This is a genomic window from Xanthobacter dioxanivorans (assembly GCF_016807805.1).
Lineage (GTDB): Bacteria > Pseudomonadota > Alphaproteobacteria > Rhizobiales > Xanthobacteraceae > Xanthobacter > Xanthobacter dioxanivorans.
In genome coordinates this window covers 122,860-147,892 of sequence record NZ_CP063363.1, presented here as the reverse complement: position 1 = coordinate 147,892, position 25,033 = coordinate 122,860, and the positions used below count along the sequence as shown (strand labels likewise).

The 25,033-nt window shown below is 64.4% G+C and carries 26 protein-coding genes and 3 pseudogenes; 13 read left to right on the top strand and 16 right to left on the bottom strand.

The window, feature by feature from the left end; all coding sequences use genetic code 11:
• Positions 1–23 precede the first annotated feature (23 nt).
• Positions 24–374, bottom strand: a complete 351-nt coding sequence (locus EZH22_RS33115; protein WP_408647762.1) for a hypothetical protein — start codon at positions 372–374, stop codon at positions 24–26.
• Between the two features lie 2 nt (positions 375–376).
• Positions 377–655, bottom strand: a complete 279-nt coding sequence (locus tag EZH22_RS33110; protein ID WP_408647761.1) for a hypothetical protein — start codon at positions 653–655, stop codon at positions 377–379.
• Between the two features lie 103 nt (positions 656–758).
• Here EZH22_RS33110 and EZH22_RS33105 point away from each other — a divergent pair.
• From EZH22_RS33105 to EZH22_RS30115, 8 genes and pseudogenes are all read left to right on the top strand, one after another.
• Positions 759–923: pseudogene (locus EZH22_RS33105) on the top strand (hypothetical protein); the annotation flags it as partial.
• A gap of 169 nt (positions 924–1,092) precedes the next feature.
• Entirely contained in the window at positions 1,093–2,778 is a 1,686-nt protein-coding gene (locus EZH22_RS33100; RefSeq protein WP_408647760.1) for a BID domain-containing protein, read from the top strand.
• The gene (traF, locus tag EZH22_RS30140) at positions 2,775–3,302 is read left to right on the top strand and encodes a conjugative transfer signal peptidase TraF (protein ID WP_203196890.1); all 528 of its coding nucleotides are present in this window, start codon (positions 2,775–2,777) and stop codon (positions 3,300–3,302) included. Before EZH22_RS33100 ends, traF begins: the two co-directional genes overlap by 4 nt.
• A 1-nt stretch (position 3,303) precedes the next feature.
• A pseudogene (locus tag EZH22_RS30135) lies at positions 3,304–4,454 on the top strand (conjugal transfer protein TraB).
• Between the two features lie 13 nt (positions 4,455–4,467).
• Positions 4,468–5,073: a TraH family protein gene (locus EZH22_RS30130; RefSeq protein WP_203196889.1), complete on the top strand. Its 606-nt coding sequence runs from the start codon at positions 4,468–4,470 to the stop codon at positions 5,071–5,073.
• A 387-nt stretch (positions 5,074–5,460) separates the two neighbouring features.
• Complete coding sequence (locus EZH22_RS30125) at positions 5,461–5,841, top strand: type II toxin-antitoxin system RelE/ParE family toxin (protein ID WP_203196888.1); 381 nt, start codon at positions 5,461–5,463, stop codon at positions 5,839–5,841.
• The gene (locus EZH22_RS30120; protein ID WP_203196887.1) at positions 5,825–6,148 is read left to right on the top strand and encodes a helix-turn-helix domain-containing protein; all 324 of its coding nucleotides are present in this window, start codon (positions 5,825–5,827) and stop codon (positions 6,146–6,148) included. Before EZH22_RS30125 ends, EZH22_RS30120 begins: the two co-directional genes overlap by 17 nt.
• Before the next feature lie 88 nt (positions 6,149–6,236).
• Positions 6,237–7,343, top strand: a complete 1,107-nt coding sequence (locus EZH22_RS30115; RefSeq protein ID WP_203196886.1) for a PP2C family protein-serine/threonine phosphatase — start codon at positions 6,237–6,239, stop codon at positions 7,341–7,343.
• A gap of 179 nt (positions 7,344–7,522) precedes the next feature.
• Here EZH22_RS30115 and EZH22_RS30110 read toward each other — a convergent pair whose 3' ends face one another.
• Entirely contained in the window at positions 7,523–8,641 is a 1,119-nt protein-coding gene (locus EZH22_RS30110) for an IS5 family transposase (protein WP_203196885.1), read from the bottom strand.
• Positions 8,642–8,688: 47 nt separating this feature from the next.
• On the opposite strand from EZH22_RS30110, the gene EZH22_RS30105 reads away from it, so the two are divergent.
• Positions 8,689–9,684, top strand: a complete 996-nt coding sequence (locus EZH22_RS30105) for a serine/threonine-protein kinase (protein WP_203196884.1) — start codon at positions 8,689–8,691, stop codon at positions 9,682–9,684.
• Positions 9,681–10,754: a serine/threonine-protein kinase gene (locus EZH22_RS30100; protein WP_203196883.1), complete on the top strand. Its 1,074-nt coding sequence runs from the start codon at positions 9,681–9,683 to the stop codon at positions 10,752–10,754. The genes EZH22_RS30105 and EZH22_RS30100 overlap by 4 nt, the downstream gene beginning before the upstream one ends.
• Before the next feature lie 149 nt (positions 10,755–10,903).
• Here EZH22_RS30100 and EZH22_RS30095 read toward each other — a convergent pair.
• Positions 10,904–11,289 (bottom strand): annotated as a pseudogene (locus EZH22_RS30095) (DUF433 domain-containing protein); the annotation flags it as partial.
• Positions 11,290–11,572: 283 nt separating this feature from the next.
• Between EZH22_RS30095 and EZH22_RS30090 the strand changes: the two are divergent.
• Complete coding sequence (locus EZH22_RS30090) at positions 11,573–11,893, top strand: transcriptional repressor TraM (RefSeq protein ID WP_203196882.1); 321 nt, start codon at positions 11,573–11,575, stop codon at positions 11,891–11,893.
• Positions 11,894–12,034: 141 nt separating this feature from the next.
• Here the strand turns inward: EZH22_RS30090 and trbI are convergent, their stop codons facing one another.
• The 12 genes from trbI to traI are packed head-to-tail and all read right to left on the bottom strand — an operon-like array spanning position 12,035 to position 22,228.
• Positions 12,035–13,339: an IncP-type conjugal transfer protein TrbI gene (gene trbI, locus EZH22_RS30085; protein ID WP_203196881.1), complete on the bottom strand. Its 1,305-nt coding sequence runs from the start codon at positions 13,337–13,339 to the stop codon at positions 12,035–12,037.
• A 12-nt stretch (positions 13,340–13,351) separates the two neighbouring features.
• Positions 13,352–13,804 (bottom strand): conjugal transfer protein TrbH, encoded by a 453-nt coding sequence (trbH, locus tag EZH22_RS30080; protein ID WP_203196880.1) that lies wholly within the window; start codon positions 13,802–13,804, stop codon positions 13,352–13,354.
• Between the two features lie 3 nt (positions 13,805–13,807).
• Positions 13,808–14,614: a P-type conjugative transfer protein TrbG gene (trbG, locus tag EZH22_RS30075; RefSeq protein WP_231711621.1), complete on the bottom strand. Its 807-nt coding sequence runs from the start codon at positions 14,612–14,614 to the stop codon at positions 13,808–13,810.
• Between the two features lie 47 nt (positions 14,615–14,661).
• Positions 14,662–15,321, bottom strand: a complete 660-nt coding sequence (locus tag EZH22_RS30070; protein WP_203196879.1) for a conjugal transfer protein TrbF — start codon at positions 15,319–15,321, stop codon at positions 14,662–14,664.
• Positions 15,322–15,339: 18 nt separating this feature from the next.
• Positions 15,340–16,539, bottom strand: a complete 1,200-nt coding sequence (gene trbL, locus EZH22_RS30065; protein ID WP_203196878.1) for a P-type conjugative transfer protein TrbL — start codon at positions 16,537–16,539, stop codon at positions 15,340–15,342.
• Positions 16,533–16,733, bottom strand: a complete 201-nt coding sequence (gene trbK / locus EZH22_RS30060; RefSeq protein WP_231711620.1) for an entry exclusion protein TrbK — start codon at positions 16,731–16,733, stop codon at positions 16,533–16,535. The genes trbL and trbK overlap by 7 nt, the downstream gene beginning before the upstream one ends.
• Complete coding sequence (gene trbJ / locus EZH22_RS30055; protein WP_231711630.1) at positions 16,730–17,488, bottom strand: P-type conjugative transfer protein TrbJ; 759 nt, start codon at positions 17,486–17,488, stop codon at positions 16,730–16,732. Before trbJ ends, trbK begins: the two co-directional genes overlap by 4 nt.
• A gap of 13 nt (positions 17,489–17,501) precedes the next feature.
• The gene (locus EZH22_RS30050) at positions 17,502–19,958 is read right to left on the bottom strand and encodes a conjugal transfer protein TrbE (protein WP_126280984.1); all 2,457 of its coding nucleotides are present in this window, start codon (positions 19,956–19,958) and stop codon (positions 17,502–17,504) included.
• Between the two features lie 9 nt (positions 19,959–19,967).
• Entirely contained in the window at positions 19,968–20,267 is a 300-nt protein-coding gene (locus tag EZH22_RS30045) for a conjugal transfer protein TrbD (RefSeq protein ID WP_126280985.1), read from the bottom strand.
• A complete protein-coding gene (locus EZH22_RS30040; RefSeq protein ID WP_203196877.1) occupies positions 20,260–20,631 on the bottom strand; it encodes a TrbC/VirB2 family protein in 372 nt (123 codons plus the stop codon). Before EZH22_RS30040 ends, EZH22_RS30045 begins: the two co-directional genes overlap by 8 nt.
• Positions 20,621–21,589 carry a P-type conjugative transfer ATPase TrbB gene (gene trbB, locus EZH22_RS30035; protein ID WP_203196876.1) on the bottom strand — a complete coding sequence of 323 codons (969 nt, stop codon included), beginning with the start codon at positions 21,587–21,589 and terminating at the stop codon, positions 20,621–20,623. Before trbB ends, EZH22_RS30040 begins: the two co-directional genes overlap by 11 nt.
• Positions 21,590–21,604: 15 nt before the next feature.
• Complete coding sequence (traI, locus tag EZH22_RS30030; RefSeq protein ID WP_203196875.1) at positions 21,605–22,228, bottom strand: acyl-homoserine-lactone synthase; 624 nt, start codon at positions 22,226–22,228, stop codon at positions 21,605–21,607.
• Between the two features lie 384 nt (positions 22,229–22,612).
• On the opposite strand from traI, the gene repA reads away from it, so the two are divergent.
• Both repA and repB read left to right on the top strand, forming a co-directional pair.
• Complete coding sequence (repA, locus tag EZH22_RS30025; protein WP_203196874.1) at positions 22,613–23,830, top strand: plasmid partitioning protein RepA; 1,218 nt, start codon at positions 22,613–22,615, stop codon at positions 23,828–23,830.
• Positions 23,830–24,858, top strand: coding sequence for a plasmid partitioning protein RepB (gene repB / locus EZH22_RS30020; RefSeq protein WP_203196873.1), 1,029 nt, complete (start codon positions 23,830–23,832; stop codon positions 24,856–24,858). Before repA ends, repB begins: the two co-directional genes overlap by 1 nt.
• Positions 24,859–25,033 lie beyond the last annotated feature (175 nt).

Sequence of the window (25,033 nt, the reverse complement as noted above, 5' to 3'; positions counted from 1 at the left end):
CGCAACCAGGCCGGCAAGATCGTCTATCGCTCTGGTCGGGCGAGAAGACCGAGTTCCTGGAGCAACGCAACGGCTGGCTCGACCTGCAGAACCAGCATCTGGCGCTCGCCGGCCTGGAGATCCGCGTCGACGGCGTTCCTACGCCGAGCGCGCATCGACCTGGTGCCGACCACGCATATCGGCGTCGGCGCCAAGGCGATCCAGCGCAATCGGCGCACGAGGGCGAGCCAGTCGATCTCGAACGGCTGAAGCTGTTCGAAGAGCAGCGCACCGAAAACCGCCGGCGAATCCTGAACCGGCCGGAGATCGTGCTCGACCTGCTGACGTCGGAGAAGAGCGTCTTCGACAGCCGAGACATCGCCAAGGTGCTGCACCGCTATGTCGACGATGCCGGCACCTCCAGCAGCTGATGGCGCGCATCCTCCAGAGCCCGGACCTCCTGCGCATCGAGCGCGAGAGCGCTCGACTTCGCGACCGGCGAGAGGATGCCGGCGCGCTTCACGACACGCGAGCTCATCCGCCTCGAGGCGGGAATGGCGCGGCAGGCGATCTGGCTGTCGAGCGCGGGTCGCATGGCGTGCGCGAGCGCCTGCTGGCGCAGGTGTTCGCCCGCCATGATCGGCTGTCGGAAGAGCAGCGCACGGCGATCGAGCATGTGACGAAGCGGGCGGGATCGCGGCCGTGGTCGGACGCGCCGGCGCCGGCAAGACCACCATGATGAAGGCGGCGCGGAGGCCTGGGAGCTCGCCGGCTGCCGCGTGGTCGGCGCGGCGCTCGCCGGCAAGGCCGCGGAGGGTCTGGAGAAGGAATCGGCATCGCGAGCCGCACGCTGGCGTCCTGGGAGCTGCGCTGGAAGGAGGGCAGGGGACGCGCTCGATTCCAAGACCGTCCTCGTGCTCGACGAGGCCGGGATGGTCGCCTCCAAGCAGATGGCGCGCTTCGTCGAAGCGGCGGTGAGGGCCGGCGCCAAGCTGGTGCTCGTCGCGATCCCGACCAGCTTCAGCCGATCGAGGCGGGGGCGGCGTTCCGCGCCATCGTCGAGCGCATCGCTATGCCGAACTCGAGACCATCTATCGCCAGCGCGAGCAATGGATGCGCGCCGCATCGATGGATCTGGCGCGTGGCCGGATCGCCGAGTCGCTCTCCGCCTATCAGCATCAGGGCAGGGTGCTCGGCTCGGCGCTGAAGGCCGGCGCGGTCGCCAGCCTGATCGCGGATTGGAACCGGGACTACGATCCCGCGAAGAGCTCGCTGATCCTGGCGCATCTGCGGCGCGACGTCCGCATGCTCAACACCATGGCGCGCGAGAAGCTGGTCGAGCGCGGCCTCGTTGGAGTGGGACATGTCTTCCGCACGGAAGACGGCGTCCGCAAGTTCGATGCCGGCGACCAGATCGTCTTCCTGAAGAACGACGGCGCCCTCGGCGTGAAGAACGGCATGATCGGCAAGGTCGTCGAGGCCGCGCCGAACCGCATCGTCGCGGCGATCGGCGAGGGCGAGCAGCGGCGGCACATCACCGTCGACCAGCACCTCTATCGCAATGTCGACCACGGCTATGCGACGACGATCCACAAGGCCCAGGGCGCGACCGTGGATCGCGTGAAGGTCCTCGCCTCGCTGTCGCTCGATCGGCACCTGACCTATGTCGCGCTGACCCGGCACCGCGAGGACATGGCGCTCTATTACGGGCGTCGCTCCTTCTCCTTCAATGGCGGCCTCGCCAAGGTCCTATCGCGACGCAATGCCAAGGAGACCACGCTCGATTACGAGCGTGGGACGCTCTACCGCCAGGCGCTTCGCTTCGCCGAAAACCGCGGCCTGCATATCGTCAAGGTCGCCCGCACGCTGCTGCGCGATCGCGTCGACTGGACGATCCGCCAGAGCTCGAGGCTCGCCCATCTCACGCAGCGCCTGCGCGGTGTTGGCGCGCGTCTCGGCCTGTTCGATCCCCGTCAGACACACAGCCAGAAGGAGGCCGCAGCGATGGTCGCCGGCGTCACCCTGTTCACCAAATCGATCCAGGACGCGGTCGAGGAGAAGCTCCGCGCGGATCCTGCCGTTGCCAAGCAATGGGACGAGGTCTCAACGCGCTTCCGTTATGTCTTCGCCGATCCGGAGACGGCGTTCCGCGCCATGAATTTCGATGCGGTCCTGTCGGATCCGGCCGCGGCGAAGACGACGCTGGACCGGCTGGCGTCGGAGCCGCAGGCGCTCGGCGCGCTCAAGGGCAAGACCGGGCTTCTCGCCGGCAAGGCCGATCGCGAGGACCGGCGTGCCGCCGAGCTCAATGTGCCGGCGCTGAAGCGGGACATCGAGCGCTATCTCAACCTGCGTGAGGCGGCCGTACAGAAGCTGCAGGCCGAGGAGCAGGCGATGCGGCTGCGGGTCTCGATCGACATCCCCGCCTTGTCGCCGGCGGCGCATCGCGTGCTCGAACGGGTGCGCGATGCCATCGACCGCAACGACCTGCCGGCCGCGCTCGGCTATGCGATTTCCAACCGCGAGGTGAAGGGCGAGATCGACGGCTTCAACAAAGCGATCGCGGAGCGGTTCGGCGAGCGCACGCTGCTCACCAACGCCGCCCGCGAACCCGCCGGCAAGATCTTCGACAAGGCGGCCGACGGGCTCGCTCCGGGCGAGCGGCAGAAGCTCGCCGAGGCCTGGCCGACCATGCGGACGGCGCAGCAGCTCGCCGCCCACGAGCGCACCGCCGCGACGCTGAAGCAGGCCGAAACCCTGCGCCAGAGCCAGCGGCAGACGCCGGTGATGAAGCAGTGAGGCGGCGCGCCATCCTCATTGTGCCGGCCGCGGTCGCGTCTCTGATCATGCTGGCCGGCACCGCGTGGTTCGCCGGCTTGCGCCTCAATCTCACGCGCAGCTATCCGCTCGGGCTCTGGCGGATCGAGCCCCTCGACGGACCGCCCGCCATGGGTGATCTCGTCTTCATCTGCCCGCCCGACAGCGCTGCGTTCCGCCTGGCGCGCGAGCGCGGCTATCTCGGTCGCGGCCTCTGCCCAGGCTGGTTCAGCCCGCTGATCAAGACGGTTGTGGCGACGGAAGGGCAGGCGATCGCGATCGGCGCCGGCGTTTCCATCGATGGCCATCCGCTTCCCCATTCCGATCTTCGGCCGACCGACGCCGCGGGCAGGGCGCTCACGGCCTTTTCGGGTGGGCCGGTTTCGCCCGGTTCCCTGTTCCTCCACTCCGATTTCGCGGGCTCCTATGACTCACGGTATTTCGGGCCGATCCCGGCCAGCGGTGTGCTCGGCCGCGCGCATCCGCTCCTCACCTTCGAGCCGTAAGATGGCGCGGGCTCTGCTGCTGATCCTGATCGCGGCGCTGGTCGGCGTCATCGGCTGGAGCGGCGAACCGCTGACGCTGCCGCTCGCGATGCTGTTTCCGGCACTGTGGGCTTTGGCGCGCAGGCGGACCATCGCGGCGTTGGTCGCGGCCGCCTACTTTCTCGCGGCGTCGCGGGGCCTGCCGCAGGGCGTCGCGAACTTCTATGGCTCGGACATCTGGCCCGGCCTGTTCCTCTGGCTCGTCGCGTCGCTCGCCTTCGTTGCCATCCACGGGCTGCTCTGGATAAGCCGGCCGGAGGGAGGGCGGCGAGGTTTGCGCTGGCGGCTGCTTTGATGGCGGTGCCGCCCTTCGGGATCGTGGGTTGGGCGCACCCGCTGACGGCCGCCGGCGTGCTGTTTCCCAGATGGGGCTGGCTGGGACTGACGGCCGCGGTGGTCGGCCTCATCATGATGATGACGCGAGCTTGGCCGTTGGTCGCAATCCTGCTCGGCGGGATCTGGCTATGGTCGGCCGCGACATGGACGGCGCCGCCGCTCCCGGACAGGTTCCGGGGCGTCGACCTCGACATGGGCCAGAGCCTCGGACGCGACGGCACGCTCGCGCGGCAGCGCGACCTGATCACTTCGGTCACGCGGGCTGGAGGGCAGGGCGCCACGATCGTGGTGCTCCCTGAAAGCGCGCTCGGGTTCTGGACGCCGAGCGTCGAGCGGCTGTGGCGTGACGCGCTCGCAAGTAGCGACATCGCCGTGATCGCCGGTGCGGCCGTCATCGATCCGCAGGGCTACGACAACGTCCTGGTCGCGATCTCGGCGCGGGACGCCGGCATCCTCTATCGCGAGCGCATGCCGGTTCCGGTCTCCATGTGGCAGCCGTGGCGGCGCTGGCTGGGACAGGATGGAGGGGCCAGGGCGCATCTCTTCGCCAACCCGACCGTCGAACTCGCCGGCCGGCGGATCGCGCCGCTGATCTGCTACGAGCAGCTCGTCGTCTGGCCCATCCTGCAGTCGATGCTGCATCGGCCGGACGCGATCGTCGCCACCGGCAATGGCTGGTGGACCGTCGGCACCTCGATCATCGACATCCAGAACGCCAGCACGATCGCCTGGGCGCGGCTGTTCGACGTTCCGCTCGTCACCGCATTCAACCGATGAACAGGGAGTTCCCATGGTCGACGCCGCCCTCATCCAGCAATGCGCCGATCCCGGCCTCAAGCCGGCGATCGTCGAGAAGTTCATCGCGTCGGCGGGCTCGCCGGATCCGCTGGCGGTCACCGTTCGGTCCGGGAACCGCGTCGTGCTCGTTCCGCGGCCGGGTACGGCGGAGGATGCCATGGCAGTCGTCCGCCAGCATGTCGGCAAGGCCGTCGTGCGTGTCGGCATCACGCAATACCCGGCCGGGCTCGGCGTGACCGACGTCTCGGAGCTGAAGCCTGATCTGGTCGACGCCTGTGCCAATATCCGCATGGGCACGAAGCTCTTCGCCAAGGTCTATCGGATCGTCACCAAATGGTACGGCAACGCCGTCGACGAGGCGTTCGAAGATGCGATCGATGCCTGGAAGACCGGGAATTTCGAGGGCAAGGCGGTGTTCAGCGAACCCGATCCCGGCGACGTGAAACTCGCCGTCCCGGCGCCGGCGGACGCGGATCGGAACGAAGCGGCCACGGCCGAAACCGCGGGACCGGCTCGCCCAGAACCTGTCGATCCGAACAATGCGGGCATCCGCATCGATTTGTCCGGTATCGGCGGCAGCCGGCCGAAGTCCGATTGATGAATTCTCCTGGCCACCCGCCTATGGTCAGGACGACATGCTGAGCCACTGGTTCCGCAAGTGCCTCGTTGAGCTCAAGGGGCCGCACGCCAGCTGAAGAGCGATAGCGGGTTCTTGTCGTTGGGCCTGCGGTCGCCGGGGTCAGACTGTCACGATATCCCGGAAGCGCAACCTCCGATCACTGAGAGGCGACACAAATGGAAAGGGTGAGCCCTCGGATCGCCCTCTGCGGTATCGCAGGAATCGGCGGATATTCCATATCGCCGAGAGGCTTCTCGCGCACTCCGAGGTCCAGCGGCAGTTCAGACTCGATTCTGCAACGTCAAGAATGCGGCCGGGGCGTGCCTGTTCCCTTGAAATCCATAGCACCAGGTGCTACATGAGCACATGAGCGATGCTGTAGAAACCACGCGGGCGTTCAAGACCGCTTGGTTTTCCAAGGCGGCGCGTAAGGCCCGCATCAAAGATGACGAACTGTGCGAGGCGATTCAGGACGTTATAAAAGGCCAGGCCGATGACCTGGGTGGTGGTGTCTTCAAGAAACGCCTGAACAAGAACATGCACCGGAGCATCATCCTTGCGAAGGGCGGCCGATATTGGATTTACGAATATTTATTCGCGAAGAAGGATCGGGCCAACATTGAGAACGACGAACTAGAGGACTTCCGCGCCCTCGCAAAGAGCTACGCCATGCTGGACGAAAAGCAGGTTGCGCAGCTTCTGGAAGACAAGGATCTGACGGAGATTTGTCATGGCAACGAAAAGTAGGTTCAAGAGCGATATTTCCGAGGCGATCCACTCGTCTGCGGCAATGCTTCACAAGGTCGGCGCGTTCGATAAGGCTACGATGCGCGACTTCGACGCTCGCCACCTGGTCATTCCTGCCGAAATAGAGCCCGCGCAAATCAAGCAGCTCCGCGAGGCAAACAATGTCAGCCAGCCGGTGTTTGCCCGGTATCTGAACACGAGTGAGAGCACGGTCGAGAAGTGGGAGACCGGTGCCAAACGACCCAGTGGGATGGCGCTCAAGCTGCTCACCGTCGTCCAAAAACATGGGCTCAAGGTCCTCGCCTGAGCCGTCGGCCATGGCACGACACCGGTGTGCTTCATCGTATGCTTGCCAAGATGACCTCAACGCCAAGCGCGGGAGACGAGTCGACTAGATGACGCAGAGCAGTTCGGACTCGCCATCAGCCAGTCGCGGCGACGCTTTTCAGGAAACGGTGGCAACCTGGTTGTCCAGACCTGTTCCCGAGCGGGCCCAGAACCAATGCTTCGATTTTCCGGCCATCCTCGCCAGCGACATCGGTCTGCAGCGAGAGGAAAATCAGGATCGGGTCGCGGCCCTGCGCCTTAGCGCGAAGCACAGCAGCCAGCCCGTTGTCGCGGTTGTGGTCGCCGATGGCATGGGCGGGATGAGGGATGGCGCGAAATGTGCCACCTTGGCGATATCGTCGTTCTTCTACGCCTTGGTGCGTCACAGGCACCAAGGATTGGAGCGACGCGCGGTCGCCGCTATCGCCCATGCCAATGACGCGGTCTATGCGTTCGCCGGCGGGCGAGGAGGGGCCACGTTCTCAGCTGTGCTCTTCGACGCAGGAGCATCCCCCGTAATCATCAATCTCGGCGATAGCCGAATTTATGCGTGCGGCAAGGGTGCGAAGGTTGAACGCCTGACAGTGGACGATTCCCTCGAAGAAGCTGTCGGCGGTACCGGTCGCGAACTTCTTCAGTTCGTCGGGATGGGCGCAGGCATGCGCCCGCATATCAGGACCGTTCCATCAGGCGCCATCGAACTGGCCCTCACGACGGATGGGATCCACTACATCGACGCAGATACACTCGCCAGCGTTCTCTTCCACGCACCGGACTCAAAGGCTGCGGCCGACAGATTGTCGGCCCTGGCGCGTTGGTGTGGCGGTCATGACAACGCCTCCATGGCGCTTGTCGATTTACAGGCGCTGTCAATGCCGAGTGCAAGAGGCCAAGACGGGGGCGTCCAACTGTGGGACCCGTTCGGCACGATGGCGGTCACTTGGGTCCGCGAGATCAGCGAAACGCCACGGCCCCTGGCCGTTGCCGCCCCGGAGGCCAACCCGCCCGCAATGAATGTCGAAAAGCCGGGCGGATACCGGAAGGAGCGTAAGGGCGGACGTCGGCCGTCAAAAAAGACGGGGCAGGGCATCAGGCCTCCGAAGGACGACGTTCAACTCGAAATCCAGATTGAAAAATCCACGGACGCAAGGGACAGCGATGACGATAGCCGGTAGGTATGCGCCCACGGGAGGGACAGCCGCCGGTGGCATGGGCGAAATCATAGAATGCGTAGACACGCATCTAACAGGGTGATGAAATAGGCCTCTGCGGAGCGGTTTCGTACCTGTCGCGGATCCTCTTCGATGCCGTCTCGGCCGGGGGATCGGAGTGTCCGACCGCCTCTCGTCCTCGTTCATGCCGCCATGAGTTTGGGGAGCCGGACGAGGTTGTAGGCGGCGGCCGCGAAGGTGAAGGCGAAGCGCACCTTGGCGAGCCCTCGGACCTTCGTCTTCCTCTGCCCGGCCGAGCCCTTGATCCAACCGAACACCTCTTCGATCCGCTTCCTCACCCTGATGCTCGCCGCGTAGCCCGGGTGTCGTGTCGTCCTGCCGTCGATCGCCGATCGTCGACCGGCGGTGTTCTGGGCGACGTGCGGCGTCGCACCGAGTTCCCGGAGGTCTTCGACGAAGTCCCGCGTGTCGAAGCCGCGATCGGCCCCGACCGTGACGTGCCGCTTGCCCGACGCCGAAGTGACGCCCTTGATCATCTCGACCGCCGCCATCCGCTCGGCGTGACCGGAGACGCGGGTGGTCTCGGCATCGACGACGAGGCCGTTGCGGTTCTCCATCAGGACGTGGCCCATGTAGCAGAGCACCGCGCCGGCGCCGGGGCTCTTGCGGTAGAGCATCGCGTCGGGATCGGTGGTCGAGGCATGCGTCGCGTTCGACCGCTTCTCGCCGTGGAAGTCGACTTCACCGTTGCGGCCGGGCTTGTGCTCTCCGGTCGAGCCGCTGCCCGTCGGCGGATCCTGTCCGTCGTCGACGTCCTTCGGGCGGAAGCTCTTCATCGACGCCCAGGCCTCGATCAGCGTGCCGTCGACCGAGAAGTGCTCCGTCGAGAGAAGCCGTTTCACCTGCGGCCGATCGAGGATGGCGGCGAGCAGCGCGACGGCGACGTCACCGTCGAGCAGACGGTCGCGGTTCTTCGAGAAGGTCGAGGCGTCCCAGACGCGATCGTCGATGCCGAGCCCGACGAACCAGCGGAACGACAGATCGAAGTCGAGCCGTTCGACCAGAAGCCGCTCCGAGCGGATCGCGTAGAACAGTTGCAGCAGCATCGCCCGGAGCAGTTGCTCGGGCGGGATCGAGGGACGGCCGATCCGCGAATAGAGCCCGGCGAAGTCGGCATCGAGCGTCGAAAGCGCCTCGTTCACGATCGCGCGGATCGCCCGCAGCGGGTGCTTCGGTGGGATCCGGCTCTCCAAGTCGACGTAGCTGAACAGCGATCCCGCTCTTTCGTCCGTTCCGCGCATCGAACCACTCCGTCCTCACCAGAGGACGGAATCACGCCAACACGCTGTTGAAAAGCGCCTTTTTCAGCAGCCTGCTAAACCGCCCCGTCATCATCAAGCGCCTCCAACAAGGAATAGAGCAGCGCAGATTGCTCGACGAGCAGAAGGCTCTCGCGAAGCTGCGCTCGAAGCACTTCGTTCAGCTGTATGACGTCGTCCAACTGTCCGACAGACGCCAGCCCGAAACCGCGATCGTTCTGGAGTACATTGACGGGGCGAATCTCGAAATCGGTTCGTACAAGCCGAACCGCAAATACATTCACACCCTGTGGCAAATTGCCTGCGGGCTACGCGATATTCATGAAGCCGGCGTCATCCACCGAGACATCAAGCCGAACAATATTCGCCTGGACAAGGAAGGGGTCATCAAGATCATCGATTTCGGGTTGGCACGATCGTCGGACGCTGCAAAGACCAGAAGTATCATCGGAACGCCCGTCTTCATGGCGCCCGAGCTCTGGGGCGGCAAGACGATCAGTTTCGACGCGTCGATCGACGCCTACGCGTTTGGCGCCACAGCCTTGGCCCTGCTGAGCACGGATGCCCCGACAGAGCTCGCGCAACAGCCGCCGCAGCCGATCTCTCTACCGGCGCTCTCAGTGGGTTTGCCGGGCCTGTCTGCGCCGACGATTTCGCTCGTGCATCGTTGTCTTGCCCATAGTCCGGCCAACAGGCCGAGCATGGCCGAGGTGCAGTTCGTTCTGCAGCAGCAACTTCTTGAAAATCAGCATCGCGCCCTCGTTGTCTTCGGCGGAACGACGCACCACCTCGATCGCAAGAATCGCAAGATCAATGTGAACGCCGGCCCAGTTGGCTCTATCGGTATCGAATACAACGGCACAGAGTTCGTCGTGATCAGCGCGACAGGTGCCGTCTTTCTCAACAATACCCCTGCAAGAGTCGGCCATGTCGTTCCGGGCTGCTGCGTCATAACGTTTGGCAACGCGGGCCAAGCACGGCGGTTCGTGACATTCGATGTATCGATGCCTGAGGTGATGCCATGAAACCGAGCGATGTAGTCTCCGGCCGCTATAAAGTTGTCCGGCACATCGGCCGCGGCGGCATGCAGGACGTTTATCTTGCGCGCGACACATTGTTGGACATCGATGTCGCGGTAAAGACGCCGCAGCCGGGTCAACAGGTGAAGCGCTTCAGCCAAAGCGCCGTTATCGCGGCCCGCGTCAATCATCATAACGTCGCCAAGACCTATGACTATTTCGAAGAAGGTGATCTGCCGTATCTGGTCGAAGAATATGTCGAAGGGCAAACTTTAGAGGAAAAGCTTGTACGGTTCGGGGCTGTCGATCCGCACTTGGGAGCACGCGTCCTGAGCCATCTGGCGAAGGGTGTGGCCGCGTCTCACCACGCCGGTGTCGTCCACCGTGATCTGAAGCCCAGCAACATCATCGTCGAGATGGGCGTCAATCTGCACGAGCTGAAGATCACGGACTTCGGAATTGCTACCCTAACCGAAGAAGTGTTCGCCCTGGCTGCGCAAGACGGCGGGGATCTGACGCGATCGACCTCTGGCACGATCAAAGGGGCGTTGCCCTATATGGCGCCCGAAATGATGTTCCGTCGGAAGGGTGAGAATCCCGGCAAAGAGGCCGACATCTGGTCCCTCGGCGCTTTGATGTTTCGCATTCTCGCAGGCGATTATCCATTCGGCGTCTTTCTCGATGCAGCCGTCAATGTCAAGAATCGCACGCGGGCGCCCTGGCCAGCGTTTATGACCGCGAACTCACAATTCAGGCCTCTTGCATCCGAACTTCAGGCGATCGTCGAGCGCTGCCTTGATTACAACCCGTCCGCGAGGCCCTCTGCCGACGAACTCGTCACAGAGTGCGCCAAGCTCTGCTACATCAACGTCGATAGGACAGAGGGCATTGTCCACCGGTTCATCCAGAATGGATACAGCGGTTTTGCAACCGACCCTCACGGACAGACATTTTTCAGCATGGAAAGCGTCTACGGCGCGCGTCGGCCCAACGGGGCTGCCAACCATCGGATCTGCTATTCCCGCTTTCCCGGCCTGCCGCAGCACCGGGGCCATCCGGTGGTCGTTATTGACTGATGTTCCCATGGCCGACGTCAGGACATGACCGGCCATTTCGCGATTGAAAGACTGTGACCAGCCAGGACTGGAGGCCGAGGTCGATGCCGGGCGGACCGTTCAGGCAGACCTGACGAACTCCGGACTGAGGCACCCATCGATCAGGAATTTCATCTCGCCGTCCTGAGGCGAGGAACGCGGCGATCGGTGATGACGACGGAGCCCTCGGGAAGGCTGTCGCTCGCGCGCGGCCGCCCGCGCAGGGATTGGCCTCCGCATAGATCGTCGTGGGGCGGACCTTCTCGGCATCGAAGCGCGGATAGGCCTCCAGAATGCGATCCACCGGATGACCGGCAGTAGTCGATCCGGCGACGTCGTAGACCGGAACGCGGGTGCCACGGAACACCGGCGTCCCGCCAAGTATGTCAGGCGACGACACAACCATCTCGCGGGCGGCCGCGAGGTCGGAGAGGCGCTCGCTCGTGCTGTTCAGGAACGGAATCAGATCGATCGTCAGGAAGTCGTGCCGCACGGTCCAGTCCTCGCGCAGCAGCGCCACTGCTTCCCTCTAGCGATTGAGGCATCTCCTCTCTATAAGGGCCGCCAGGGCAGTACGCGCTGCCCGGGGCCTTAGAAAGCCCTCGACTAGCGGCTGGCGTCGGCTGTTACGGCGCCGGATCCTCTGACCATCGTGGCCGGGGGCCTGTGACGCATGTCCAGGTGCTCCGGTGCTAAAGGTCATAGGGACCGTCTAGTCGCGGTTTTCTAACCCCCGGCTTGGGATCAGGGATTGACGTTTGCGGGGGCGCACCGCGGACTTCCTTTGAAGAAGAAGACGGATGGGAAACGATACGAACTGCGCTGTGCAGCCGGGGCACAAGGTAACGCTAAGGCCGGTCGTCGGCCTGACCGAGCATCTCCCGAAGCGGGACCTCGAACAGATCACGATTCAGGCGATCCGGACGCATCGGCGCCTTCGTGACGCGGCCGAGGCAAAATATGAGGAATGGCGCAAAGCGCCGCCCGTTTCCGGTTGCGACACAGTCGGTCCCGACCGCATCGCGTATGTGAGTGCGATGCTCGACATGCATGCCCAGCAGACGCTCCTTTCGACGCTCCTTAACGTACTGGGGCACGTCCCGCTGGTGCCAGCGGACTGACGCTGGCAGCCTGCTCAGGTGAGCTGGAGCTTCGCGGCGACAGCCATCGGCTGGGCCAGGCCCCCCGGCCTTGAACAGAAACATGCAGCTGAAGTCGCGGGGAATAGGATTGCGCTCTTCCAATCGGGCCGCACCGCCACTCTACAAGTCCTTTCTGTACTCATCCACGATAGATCCCGGGAATATGATGTCCTGATCGACGAGGACGTTGAACTTGTAGCCTGGGCGAATCTCCAGGGTCGGCTGGACGTCGAGATTGCGATTGATTGTGCGCTCGGCAACCCGACCGAAGGTTTCAGCAAAATTCCGCCGCGCGGCGTCCTCGGCGCTGTTCCCGTTGTCGAACGGGTTGTTGTTTTGCGGGATCGCCATGTCCATACCGGCGCCAATGACGGCGAGCAGGATCGCGGACCCGAACGTCTTCAGATAGTGGTTGTTCACCTTGTCATTGAAGCCGCCATAGCCCTCGGCATCGGTGCCGGCCATGCCGCCGATCTGCAATGTCGATCCGTTTGGGAAGATGATGTCGGTCCACACCACGAGCACGCGCGACTGGCCGAACGAGACCTTGCTGTCATAGCGTCCGAACAGCTTCGTTCCCTGCGGGATGAGCAGGCGGTGCCCGGTCGCGCTGTCGTAGACGTTCTGGCTGACCTGCGCCGTGATGCGTCCGGGAAGATCGGAGTTGATGCCGGTGACGAGCGTCGCCGGGATCACTGACCCGCGCTTGAGCTCGTAGAGCGAGCGCTGCGGTACGACCTGGTTTGGAAGGTAGCCGAGCTCCTTGATGTCGGCGTTGAAGAAGTCCTCCTTGGTGCGCTGGGCGTTCGGGTCGAGGTTCTGGCCGGTGAGGCCAGCGCGCAGCGCTGCGCCATAGAGGTCAGCGGCAGCGCCGGTTGCCGTGCCGGTGGCGCCGGCAGGTTGCGCGGCGCCGGGATCGCTCCGCGCGTTGCTGCGCACCTTGTCGACATTGATGGCCAGCGGCGAGTCATAGGCCGTGTCGTTGGCCTGCATCCGCGCCATGCGCTGTCGCTGGAGCTCGCGATAATACTGCTCGTCCGCCTCTCGCTTGAGGCGCGCGCGCCATACGGCCTCAGGCTCGCCTTCGGTCTGGCGTTCAGGCTGCACGACAGCGGGCTTCGGCGCTGCCGCCGGCTCTGTCCGCTCCGGCGGCGTCGGCTGAAACACTGGCGCCTCCGCGGGATCGCCGATGATCCCGTCCGAGACGCCACGCTTCAATTGGTCGGCATAGGTGGACGCCGGAGCGCCGCCGGCCTGCTCGATCGACGGGTTGCGCGAGAAATACAGTCCGCGCGAGCTCAGCCCGTAAATGATCACGGCGAGAAAGGCGACGACCAGAACGATCGCGATGACGATCGGCAGGCGATTGATCCGCCGGATCCTCGGTTCTGCGGCGTCGCCGCCGAGCTTGAGGGATTGAACCATGCTCCCCTCCCCTCACCCGCGCTGCATGACCGAAAGCGGACTCGTTGGCGTCGCGCCGGCCGCGGTCGCGGTGTAGGCGCGGCCAAGATCGAGCGAGCCCGTCGAGAGGCGCGCGAGCACCTGGCCGTCATAGCCGCCGATCACATAGGCGAGCGGGATGAGCTTCTCGCCTTCGGCCTTCTGATCGCTGACCACGGCATAGCCCCAGGTCTTCAGCGAGGCTTCCAGCGCACCGCCAAACGGGGAGCCGTCCGGTTTCAACAGAATCGTCCCGGCTCCGGGTCTGACATGTTCGGCCAGGCGGCTGACCATGTCGCCGGCGATGGCGCTAGCGGCGGGACCTGAAATCTCCTGCGGCGCGGAGCTGGCCACGAGGCCTTCGGTTCCGAAGGTCTGGCAGCCGGCGAGCAGCGCGGCGGCCAGGGTGACGACAAGGAGGCGGGGGACGAGGTGTCGCGGGGGCATCACCTACCCTCCCCTGCTGATGGTGATCTTGTCCTGGTTCCAGCCGACGCCGGAGACGAGCACGGCGCGATCGACGTTGTAGTCGACCACCATCATGTTCCCCTTCATGCGGTAGTTGACGATGCGGTCCTGGCCACCGGAGACGACGAAGAGCACCGGGGCGTCCTGTCCGGACATCGAGCGCGGAAACTGGATGTAGGTCTTCTGGCCATCCGAATAGACGCGGGTCGGCCGCCAGCCAGCATTGCCGCTGACGCTGTATTGGAAGTTCAGCTGCTCGGCCGGCACGCCGGCGCCCGGGATGGTGCTTGCCTCGAGCCTCGCGTTGATGTCGGAAAGGCGGGTCGACACGTCCTCGGGATATTCGAAGCCGATGCGCGCCATGTACTGGCTCTGATGCGATTTGAGCTGGATGTGGTAGGTGCGCCGCGACGTCGTCACCACCATCGAGGTGACAAGCCCCGGCTCGGCCGGCTTGACGATCAGATGGATCGCCTGACCGCCCACGGCTCCGGACGTCGCCGGCTCGACCTTCCAGCGCACCGTGTCGCCGACGAGCACATCACGCACCACCTCGCCGGCCTGCAGCTCGATATCGCAGACCTGCAGGGGCGAGCACACGACCGAGGGCTGGATCTCGCCATAGAGGAAGATCACCTTTCCGTCCGCCCCTCTGGTGACCAGCCCGCGCGAACCGCGCCACTGTCCGGAAATGTTGGTGCCGCGGGCCTCGTTCGCACTCATGCCCTGGGCGGCGGCCGGCGCTGCGACGAAACCCATCGCCATGACGGCCGACAGCGCGAGCAGCATGGCGGCAATAATCGTTCCTTCTCTGGTCATCGGAATGTGCGGGCCTTTCACAGCTGGGCGGTCCATTCGAAGTCCCGCAGATAGAGACCGATCGGGTTGAGGCGGATGACGCCCTCGTCCTGCGGCGGGGTCAGAGTCACGGTCGCGATGCCGCGGAAGCGGCGCACGGCGGTCTCCTTGCCCTTCCGATCGCGCTCGTATTCGGTCCAGTCGATCTGGTAGCTCTGGTTCGAGAGCGGCACGACGTTGTTGACCTCGATCGCCACCGTCGCGTTCCTCGCCTTCTCGAAGGGGGAATTGCCGCGGAACCAGGCGTTGATCTTCTCGGTCGCCGGATCGGAGGTGCGCAGCAGCGCGTAGGTGCGGTCGATGTATTGCTTCTGGACCACCGCGTCGGGCGTCACGCTGCGGAAGTTCGAGACGAAGGTGCCGAGCGTCGCGCGCACGACGCGCGGGTCAGCATATTCGATCTGCTGCGGAAAGCCGGCCGTCACCGCGGTGCCGAGCCGGTCGACCTCGACGATGTAGGGAACGAGCTTGACCTGCGTGCTCTGATAAAGCGCGTAGCTGAAGCCGACCACGGCCATCAGCATGCCGGTGATGCCGACGAGACGCCACGCGGCCGCCGCCTTCACATAGGAGCCATAGCGCTCGTTCCATTCCTGGCGGGCGGCGATATAGGGATTGTCGGGCGGACTGGCGGCCATGCTGAAGCGCGTCTCCCCTCACTTGTCCTGAATCGGCGGTGGCGGTGGCGGTGGCGGTGGCGGTGGCGGCGATTTCTGCCGCGACTGATCGAGCTTGGCGTTGGCCAAGCCGAGCAAGGATCCGGCATAGGCGCCCGGCGAAGCGATCGCCTTCTCCTTGGCCGCCGATCCGGCCGCCCATCCGGCATTGCCGATGCCGGCCGCCATGCCGCGCAACGCCGCTCCCGCCATCGAGGAGCCACCAGCTCGGGCGCTCCTCGCCGCGGACGCGCCGGACATTGCGGCGCTCGCCCCGAGGAAGGCGCCGCCAGCTGCGAAGGTCGCGGCCTGGCCGCCATGGCGGATCGCTTCCATGCCGCCGGAGATTGAGGCGCCCTGCACGACGCCCTGGACGATCGGCGGCACATACATGGCGATGATGAACACGACCACGGAGATGCCGGCGATGGCGAGCGTCGTGATGAATTGATCGGACGTGGCCGTCGGCGCTTCGGCGAGCCCGAGCAGCACTTCCGAGCCGATGCGCGCGATCATGACCAGCGCCATCAGCTTCATGCCGACCGAGAAGGCATAGACGAGGTAGCGGACGGCGAAGTCCTTGGTGAAGGACGAACCTCCGAGGCCGAGCATGATCATGCCGGCGAGCAAGCCGACATACATCTCGACCATCACCGCAATGAAGATCGCCGCGACAAGGCTGAAGGCGATGACGACGATGACCATGGCGAAGACAGCGGCAATGGCGAGTGCATTGTCTTCAAAGAGGCCGAACTTCGCCTGCTCCGACATCTTCGAGGCCACACGGATGCCGGCGTCGAAGATGTTCGCCGGCGAGGCCGAGCCGCCATTGGCGCCGATCTGAAACAGGCTGTCGACGACCGCCTTGGCGAAGCTCGGTCCCCTGTCGAGGATGAAGGCGAACAGGCCGATGAACATGATCCTGCGCACGAGCTCGGCGAACCACGCATCGAGTGAGGCTGCCTGCAGGGCGAGCCACACCGCGGCGATGCCGACCTCGATGCCCGCGAGAATCCAGAACAGGGAGCGGGCGGCGTTCATCACCGTCGTCTCCCAGCCCTTGGCGGCCGTCGAGACCTGGTTCTCGAGCGTGGTCAGCACGCTGCCCTGCTGGGCGAGCGCCGGCGCGCTGGCGAGCAGGACGAGGGCAATGATGATGAAGCTGATCTCGAGCGCACGGGACGGACGGGTGACTACCATCTCGGTTTCATCTCCTGGCCGCCGCGCACCGGACGATTGGGATCGCCACCGAGGAAATCCTCGGCGCGCTGGCGCTGCTCCTGTGCCGAGGGCGGCGCGGTGTCAGGCTGGGGCGCGACGGCGAACCAGATCACCGTGAGGCCGACGAGCGCGAGGACCGCCGCCAGCGCTGCCATGACGGCCGGCCGGCTCACCAGCGCGGCTCCATCGTCTGCCCGCCACGGACGCCTGGCGTCGTCGCGTTGAAGAACTGCTCACGCCGGACCTGCGCGAGATCCTTGTCGGCCTGCTCGGACTGGAGCCAGGTCCCCATCATCGTCGTCTGCTGGGATACGAGGCCGCGCAGCTTCTGGAATTGCGCGACTTGCTGGGCGGCGATCTGGTGGCCGACCTGGAGCGCCTTCATCTGCCCGTCGGCCGATTGCGACATCGTGCGCAGCGAGCTCATGGTCGATTCTTCCGAGGAGAACTGCTCGGCGGTGAGGCCTGCCGCCTTCAGCGTGCCGGCGATCGTGTCGCGGTTGGTCGTCGACCAGTTCTGATAGGTCGAGGTGAAGGTCGCTCCGTTGGGGAGGTTGGTCTTGAAGTCGGCATAGCTCTGGAAGCGCTGCTTCAACACGTCATCGGCATTGCTCATCGAGAAGGCGATACCCTGCCCTTGAGCGGCAAGGCTGCGCAGCCGGTTGAGATCGTTCTCCACCTGCCCCCAGATCTGGTTCGGCAGCTGGGCGGTGTTCTGCAACATGTTCTCGTATATGCGGAGCTGGTTCTGGATCTGCTCCGCGAGTTGGGTGATCTGGGTGACTTGATTGTTGATCTGCTCGGTTGACTTACTCACCATCGTCACGAGCTCGCCGTTGTTCAGGAGCTGCGTCCATTCGGTGGCTCCGCCGGTCGCCGATCCCGAGAGGGCTGGCGAGACATGAGCCATCGTCGCCACGAGGGCCATCGACGCGGCAAGACTAGCTTTGGTGAAGAAGGGCTTCCGCATCGCCTATTCCTCTCTGTTGGAGCCAGTGCGCCGGCCAGCCGTCGCCATGCGCGGCCTTCAGCGCGGCAATCTGCTTGAGGTCTTCCTTGCCGGAGGCGCCGGCGAAGGAGAGCGCGACCGGACCGAGCGCCATGTCGAACAGGCGCCGGCCTTCGGGCGAAGCGACGTAGTATTCCCGTTTCGGGAGCGCGGTCGCGACGATCTCGATCTGGCGCTCGTTGAAGCCGATGCGCTCGTAGAATTCGCGCGTGCCGGGCTCGCGCGCCGCGCCGTTCGGCAGGCATATCTTGGTCGGGCAGGATTCCTTCAGCACGTCGATGATACCGGAGCGCTCGGCATCCGAGATTGATTGCGTCGCCAGGATGACCGCGCAGTTGGCCTTGCGCAGCACTTTCAGCCATTCGCGGATCTTGTCCCTGAAGGTCTGGTGACCGAGCATCAGCCACGCCTCGTCGAGCACGATGAGGCTCGGCGCGCCAGTCAGCCGCTTCTCGATCCGGCGGAACAGATAAAGCAGGACGGGCACGAGGCTGCGCTCGCCCATGTTCATCAGCTGCTCGATCTCGAAGGTCTGAAAGGAGCGCAGCGCCAGCCCGTCGCTTTCGGCATCCAGCAGCTGACCCATCGGGCCGTCGACCGTGTAGTGATGCAGCGCTTCCTTGATCTCCCTCATCTGCACCCCTGACACGAAATCGGAGAGCGAGCGGCCATTCGCCGACGCCATCAGGGCGATCTGGCGCGAGATGGCATTGCGATGATCGGGCGTGATCGTCACGCCCTGCAGCGCAACCAGCGTCTCTAGCCATTCGGACGCCCAGGCGCGGTCGCCGTCCGTGCCGAGCTCGGAGAGCGGGCAGAAGGCGAGCGTCGGGGAGCCCTCGCCGTCGTTCTCGCCGATCTCGTAGTGATCGCCGCCGGCGGCCAATGTGACCGGCAGCATGGAGCGGCCCTTGTCGAAGGCGAAGATCTGCGCCTGGGCATAGCGACGGAATTGCGCGGCGATCAGTGCCAGCAGCGTCGACTTGCCCGAGCCCGTCGGGCCGAAGATCAAGGTATGTCCGACATCGTCGACGTGGAGGTTCAAGCGAAATGGCGTCGAGCCGCTCGCCACCAGCATGAGCGGCGGGGAGCCAGGTGGATAGTAGGGGCATGGCGCCGTCGGCGCGCCCGACCACACGGAATTGAGCGGGATCAGGTCGGCGAGGTTGCGGGTGTTGATCAGCGGCTCGCGAATGTTCGCGTACCAGTTGCCCGGCAGGCTGCCGAGAAATGCCTCCGTCGCGTTGATGGTTTCGATCCGGGCGCCGAAGCCCTCGGCCTGGACGAGCCGGCGGACGGCTTCCGCCTTCTCGCGCAGCCGGGCCTCGCTGTCGTCGAACAGCACGATCACCGGCGTGTAGTAGCCATAGGCGACGAGCTGCGACGAAGCCTGTGCGATCGCATCTTCGGTTTCCGCGACCATCGCCAAGGCGTCCTGGTCGACGGAGCGCGACTGCGTCTGGAAGAGCTGGTCGAAGAACGGCCTGACCTTCTGTTGCCACTTCCTGCGGGTCCGCTCGAGCCGCGCGCGGGCCTCCTGGTCATCGAGGAAGATGAAGCGCGACGACCAGCGATAGGTGAGCGGCATCAGGTCGAGCGAATTGAGAATGCCGGGCCAGCTCTCCGCGGGCAGTCCGTCAATGCCGACAATCGCGAGGTAGTGGCTGTCGACCATCGGCGTGAGGCCGTGGCTGAACTCGGCCGTCGCCAGCCAGTCGAGATACATCGGGATCTCGGGAAGCCGGATGGGGTGGTTCTCGCCGGTGATGCAGAAGCGGATGAACTGGAACAGCTCGTCATAGCGCGCGGACTGGAAGCCGCCTCGCTCCTCGACCGAGCGCGTCACCATGCGGCGGATCGACAGCACATTTCCGAGATATTGCTCGACCTCGCGGATCGAGGTCAGGAAGCTGTCGAGGACGGTGTCGGCATAGCGCGCGGCACGGCTTTCGCTGTCGGAATATACATAGCGGGCAAGTCCGGAACGCCGGCGCTCGGGCGGTCGCCAGGTCAGGATGAGCGCGTGGCGGCTCTCGAAATGACCCCTGCCCTCCTGAAAACGCGCGCGCCGCTCGTCGTCGATCGCGCGGGTGACCGCATCGGGAAAATGGCACTCCTCGCGCGCCGGATAGTCCGACGTGGCAACCCGCACCGCCTCGACCTGGATCATCCAGCCGGTGCCGAGCCGCGACAGGATCGCGTTGATCTGCCGGGACACCTCGTTGCGCTCTGCATCCGTCGAGCTCTCGGAGTCAGGCCCGGCAAAATACCAGCCTGCCATGAGCGACCCATCCTTGAGCAGGATGACGCCGTTCGCCACGAGCGCGGCATACGGCACCAGATCGGAGAAGGACGGGCCCGAATGGCGGAAGGAGCGCAATGCCACCATGACCGGGCCTCAGAATCGCCGCCAGGGCGTCGACGTGGGGCGGTAGTAGGGCCGATAGCCGACATGGCGGGCATAGACGCGCCGCATCATCGGGTCGGCCTTGGCCATCATCCGGAGCGCCGCCACCACCACGACCCAGACCGCGACCCCGAACAGTGCAGAATAAGGAGTCAGCACGACGAAGATCAGGATCGCCGCGGCGAGGCCTGTCAGCAGCACGAGCTCGCGGTCGGCGCCGAGGAGAAGGTTCGGGCGCGACAGCGCCCGATGGATGCGCGAACGGTCGAGGGTCGATCCCGGTTCAGCCACGACCGCCCTCCCCTGCCCGCTCGATCAAGCGTGAGGACGCGACGTCGCCGATCGAGGCACCGCTCGCGCCGAACAGCGCAACGATCTGGGTGGCTCCGAGAAGGATGCCTGCGACCAGCACGACATACATGAGGCGCCGCGCGAAATCGTTGAGCTCGCCGCCGAAGATCAGCATGCCACCGGCTACGGCGACCGCGGCCAAGGCGATGAAGCCGGCGACCGGCCCGGTGATCGACTGCTGGATCTGCTGCAGCGGGCCTTCCCATGGCAGGCTGCCGCCGCCCGAGGCGAAGGCAGGCTCGGCAAGCACCAGCGCGAGCGCCAGTGCCGCGAGCGCAAGCGTGCACAGACGTTCACGCGACATGGCGTTCCTCCTTCGGGGAATAGGATTCGGTGCGGTAGTGGCCATTGACGAAGCTCTCGACGTGCAGGACATCGCGGACGACGCGGCCCTTCGGCGTGCGTTCGATCGAGACGATGAGGTCGACGGCCTCGCCGATGACTTCGTGCATCGGCTGCTGGCTGGCCTCGGCGGTGAGCTGCTCGAGGCGCCTCAGCGCGGATTCCGCCGTGTTGGAATGGATTGTCGTCACACCGCCCGGATGGCCCGTATTCCAGGCCTTCAGCAGCGTGAGCGCGGCGCCGTCGCGGACCTCCCCGACGACAATGCGATCGGGACGCAAGCGCATGGTGCTTTTCAGCAGCCGACCCATGTCGATCGCGTCGCTGGTGTGCAGGGCGACCACATTCTCCGCCGCGCACTGGATCTCCGCCGTGTCCTCCAGGATCAGGATGCGATCGTCCGGCGCCGATTCGACGACCTCGGCGATGACCGCATTGGCGAGCGTTGTCTTGCCCGAGCCGGTGCCGCCGGAGATGACGATGTTCATCCGCGAGGTGATCGCATTGCGGATCACGCAGGCCTGATGCTCCGTCATGATCTTCGCCGCAACGTAGTCGTCGAGCGGAATGAGCCGCGAGGCGCGACGCCGGATGGTGAAGGCCGGCGCCGCGACGACCGGCGGCAGAAGACCCTCGAAGCGGTGGCCGCCGATCGGCAGCTCGCCCGATACGATCGGGCGATCCTCGTCGGCCTCGGAATGCAGCGCATGGGCCACGCTGCCGATCACGATCTCGGCGGCGGCGGCGTTCATCTGCCCGGCAGGCGCGACGCCATGGCCGAGGCGCTCGATGAAGAGGCGCCCGTCGGGGTTGAGCATGATCTCGACGACGGTCGCGTCATCGAGGGCGATGCAGAGCTGATCGCCAAGCGCCTCCTGAAGTTTGCGGACCAGGCGCGGATGGGAACGAAGCTGGGCCATGACCGTCCTCCTCGCTCAGGCTGCGCGCAGTTGCGGGCAGAAGGTCGAGTAATAGGAAGCGGGCCGGACTCGCTCGAAGCTGCGTCGGTCGGCGGGCAAGACGCCCGCGACGGCAGTCGTCTCGCCGATCCTGCGTGGCTCGCCTAGCCGCTTCATCGGCCAGCCGGCGCGGTTGAGGATGCGTTCGATGCGCAGGTCGGTGCCGGTGACGATTTCGCGATAACCACTCACCATCGCCCATTCGATGATCGCGGCGAACATGGTCAGTGTGGCGTCGTGGAGCGATCCCCCTGCCCTTCCCTCGTCGAGCGCCGTGTCGACGCAAAAGCGGGAACTCTCGATCATGAAGGCGTTTGGCTTGTAGAGGCCAGAGGCCCCGAGGTCCGGGAAGAGCACGTCCATCATGGTCGGGCCGGTCGCCGGCAGCAGCCTCGCGCAGCCGACGATCTGCGACCGGGAGGATAGCGCGACGATGTAGGTCGGCGAGAAGCCGTCGAACTGGTCGCTTTCGCGGCCGTCCCGCACGTCGACCGTCCAGCCCAACCGATCCTTGAAGACACGGGCACGAAGTCGATGCATGGAATCGACGAGATCAGCAAAGTCATTATGCGTATCGGCAGGAATAGCCAGTGCCCGCATCAGTATTGCTCCGATTCGAGTGTGTTCGGAGACAGGAGGCACGTTTGCGCTGATGGCCGCGACTAGCGAAATTATGAGTGCCACTCGACGGAAGCTGCGCTGAGTCGCGCCAAGAACGAGGAAATCGAGGCCGAGAAACGTCCGAAATCGGATTTCCAGCACTAATAGATTTACTAGTCGCTACACTTGGCGCCGGAGCTGTGCGGTCGGCTAAATAACTGATTCAATGCGATAAAGTGGCAGGAATGGAAGGCCGACGAGGTCTCGCGTTAACGAGCCGTTAACCTTAAAGCGCTGGACGCATCCGCAGAATCGTGGCCTAGCTGTTGTCGGGCAAAGGCCGATAAGTCGCACTTAGGCCGACAATAAGGACTGGAATCGACAATGGCTGTGCAAGCCGCAATCAGCATGCAGAGCGAAGACCCCGCCGACAAGATCGTTCGGCACGCTGGCTTGCTCTCGGAGCACCTGCAGGCGCGGCGCCAGCAGATGTACCCGCCGGACGCACAGAAGAGCCTCAGAACCTTCATGATCCACGAGGTGTCTCGGCTGACGTCCATTCCGGAGTCGACCTTGAAGCTTATGTCGAACGAGGGAAAAGGTCCGGTCCCTGCCCGCCTGGAAAACAATCATCGCGTCTATACGCTGGCGCAGATCAACGAGCTTCGGGAACTTTTTGCTGCCCAGCGCCCGGCGGAGGCCTTGAGATTCTTGCCGCATCGCCGCGAGGGCGAACACCTACAAATTCTGGCGGTCGCGAATTTCAAGGGTGGCAGCGCCAAGACGACAACGAGTGCGCATCTAGCGCACTACCTGGCGCTGCACGGCTATCGCGTTCTGGCGATTGATCTCGATCCCCAAGCGTCGCTCTCCGCAATGTTCGGCGCGCAGCCGGAAATGGACGTTCGGCAAAATGAGACGATTTATGCGGCTCTGAGATACGACAAGGAGCGCCGGCCAATCTCTGAGATAATCAGGCCAACGTACTTCACCGGTATCGATCTGATCCCGGGGAATATCGAGGTCATGGAGTATGAGCATGAGACGCCCCGGTTTCTGTCGCAGCAGCGGCGGGACGGCGATGACAGCATCTTTTTCGAGCGGTTGCGTCTCGCCTTGGCGGACGTTGAGGATCGGTATGACGTCGTCATTTTGGACACCCCCCCTTCCCTCGGCTTTCTGACGCTCGGCGCGATTTACGCCGCGACGGGCCTTCTCGTCACCGTCCATCCTGCGATGCTCGACGTCATGTCGATGAGCCAGTTCCTTCTCATGATGGGCGATCTGATTTCGGTTGTTCGGGATGCCGGCGCGACGATGAGGCAGGACTTCCTGCGCTATGTCGTCACGAGGCACGATCCCATGGATCATTCACAGGTCCATGTTGTCTCGATGCTGCGCCATCTCTTCACCGAGGATGTGCTGACGTCGACGGCCATTGAGAGCGCGGCGATCGAAACCGCCGGCTTGGCGAAGCGCACGCTCTATGAACTTGAATCCGGCAACATCTCGGCAACGACCGCGAAGCGTGCCCGTGAGTCGATCGACGCCGTCAACGACCAGATCCTCGGTCTTATCAAGCAAAGCTGGGGGCGGAGCTGATGGCGAAACGTCCCGCAGGCAAGTCGATTCTCGCGAACTTTGGAGCCTTCTCGCAGCCGGACGCGGAAGCTCCAGCTCCGTCTGGACCGAAGGATCCGTCGACGCCGCCGGTGCAACCGGTCGCGCGCGTTGGCGCGGGCGTAATTGGTGCAACACAGCGATCGTTGACGGAGCTGCGAGAAGAGCGCGACAATTTGCGTGCGCTTGTCGAGGCCGGTGGAGGCTCTGAACTCGATCCAAACTTGATCGATCCATCGCCGTTTCCGGACAGGCTACCCGATGACGACGAGACCCCGTTCGAGGCTCTAAAGAAGCTGATCCAGGACGAGGGCCAAAAGCTCCCGATTCAGGTTCGACGGCATCCTGTCTCCGAAGGGCGCTACCAGGTTGTCTATGGGCATCGCCGTTGGCGGGCGGCATCGCAGCTTGGCATCAAAGTCAAAGCGACGATTCTGTCATTGTCGGACAGCGAGCTTGTCGTGGCGCAAGGCATAGAGAATGCCGCGCGGCAAGACCTGAGCTGGATCGAGCGCGCGCTGTTCGCGTGGCGAATGGATGGGGCTGGCATCAAGGCACGGGATATCCGGGCGGCGTTGTCGATTGATGATCCTGAATTGGCGCGCATGAGATCCGTTTGCCGTGCGATTCCCGTGGACGTGATCGAGGCGATCGGCCGCGCGCCGAAGGTCGGCCGGCCACGGTGGATCTCGCTGGCGTCGGCCCTTGGTGAAGATCCGTCGGCGCTGGCTCGGGTGCGCGAAACCTTGTCAGCTGACAAGGTTTCCGGACAGCCATCGGATGAAAGGTTCAAGCACGCTCTCGCTGCGCTGAAGAAGCCTGCGAGCCGAACGCGGACCCACGTCGAGATGAAAGCCCCATCAGGACAGGTTGTCGGAAAGGCGACCTTCTCCATGGGCGATATCAAGCTTGCGGTCGCGACGGAGTATGCGCCGGCGTTCAGCGACTTCGTCGAGGAGGAGCTGCCGGCGCTTTTGGAGCGATTTTTTGCCCGCGAGGGCGGAGGATGATTTCGGCGTGGAGCGAAAACCTTGTCAGCTGACAAGGTTGAGCGATGCGTTGGGAGGGTGACGGCCTCGGCCTCACCGGACAGGTGCAACAAACGAAGAGGTAGCATGCGGTAAAAAGAAAGGCCCCCGAAACAGCGTCCCGGAAGCCTCTCTCGTTCGTTTGGCGACAACGAGA

Coding starts and splice junctions, on each gene's coding strand:
- EZH22_RS33110 (WP_408647761.1), bottom strand. CDS start 655: ATGCTCGATCGCCGTGCGCTGCTCTTCCGACAGCCGATCATGGCGGGC.
- EZH22_RS33100 (WP_408647760.1), top strand. CDS start 1,093: ATGCGCGCCGCATCGATGGATCTGGCGCGTGGCCGGATCGCCGAGTCG.
- EZH22_RS30130 (WP_203196889.1), top strand. CDS start 4,468: ATGGTCGACGCCGCCCTCATCCAGCAATGCGCCGATCCCGGCCTCAAG.
- EZH22_RS30125 (WP_203196888.1), top strand. CDS start 5,461: ATGAGCGATGCTGTAGAAACCACGCGGGCGTTCAAGACCGCTTGGTTT.
- EZH22_RS30120 (WP_203196887.1), top strand. CDS start 5,825: ATGGCAACGAAAAGTAGGTTCAAGAGCGATATTTCCGAGGCGATCCAC.
- EZH22_RS30115 (WP_203196886.1), top strand. CDS start 6,237: ATGACGCAGAGCAGTTCGGACTCGCCATCAGCCAGTCGCGGCGACGCT.
- EZH22_RS30110 (WP_203196885.1), bottom strand. CDS start 8,641: ATGCGCGGAACGGACGAAAGAGCGGGATCGCTGTTCAGCTACGTCGAC.
- EZH22_RS30100 (WP_203196883.1), top strand. CDS start 9,681: ATGAAACCGAGCGATGTAGTCTCCGGCCGCTATAAAGTTGTCCGGCAC.
- EZH22_RS30090 (WP_203196882.1), top strand. CDS start 11,573: ATGGGAAACGATACGAACTGCGCTGTGCAGCCGGGGCACAAGGTAACG.
- trbI (WP_203196881.1), bottom strand. CDS start 13,339: ATGGTTCAATCCCTCAAGCTCGGCGGCGACGCCGCAGAACCGAGGATC.
- trbH (WP_203196880.1), bottom strand. CDS start 13,804: ATGCCCCCGCGACACCTCGTCCCCCGCCTCCTTGTCGTCACCCTGGCC.
- trbG (WP_231711621.1), bottom strand. CDS start 14,614: ATGCTGCTCGCGCTGTCGGCCGTCATGGCGATGGGTTTCGTCGCAGCG.
- EZH22_RS30070 (WP_203196879.1), bottom strand. CDS start 15,321: ATGGCCGCCAGTCCGCCCGACAATCCCTATATCGCCGCCCGCCAGGAA.
- trbL (WP_203196878.1), bottom strand. CDS start 16,539: ATGGTAGTCACCCGTCCGTCCCGTGCGCTCGAGATCAGCTTCATCATC.
- trbJ (WP_231711630.1), bottom strand. CDS start 17,488: ATGGCCCTCGTGGCGACGATGGCTCATGTCTCGCCAGCCCTCTCGGGA.
- EZH22_RS30050 (WP_126280984.1), bottom strand. CDS start 19,958: ATGGTGGCATTGCGCTCCTTCCGCCATTCGGGCCCGTCCTTCTCCGAT.
- EZH22_RS30040 (WP_203196877.1), bottom strand. CDS start 20,631: ATGTCGCGTGAACGTCTGTGCACGCTTGCGCTCGCGGCACTGGCGCTC.
- trbB (WP_203196876.1), bottom strand. CDS start 21,589: ATGGCCCAGCTTCGTTCCCATCCGCGCCTGGTCCGCAAACTTCAGGAG.
- traI (WP_203196875.1), bottom strand. CDS start 22,228: ATGCGGGCACTGGCTATTCCTGCCGATACGCATAATGACTTTGCTGAT.
- repA (WP_203196874.1), top strand. CDS start 22,613: ATGGCTGTGCAAGCCGCAATCAGCATGCAGAGCGAAGACCCCGCCGAC.
- repB (WP_203196873.1), top strand. CDS start 23,830: ATGGCGAAACGTCCCGCAGGCAAGTCGATTCTCGCGAACTTTGGAGCC.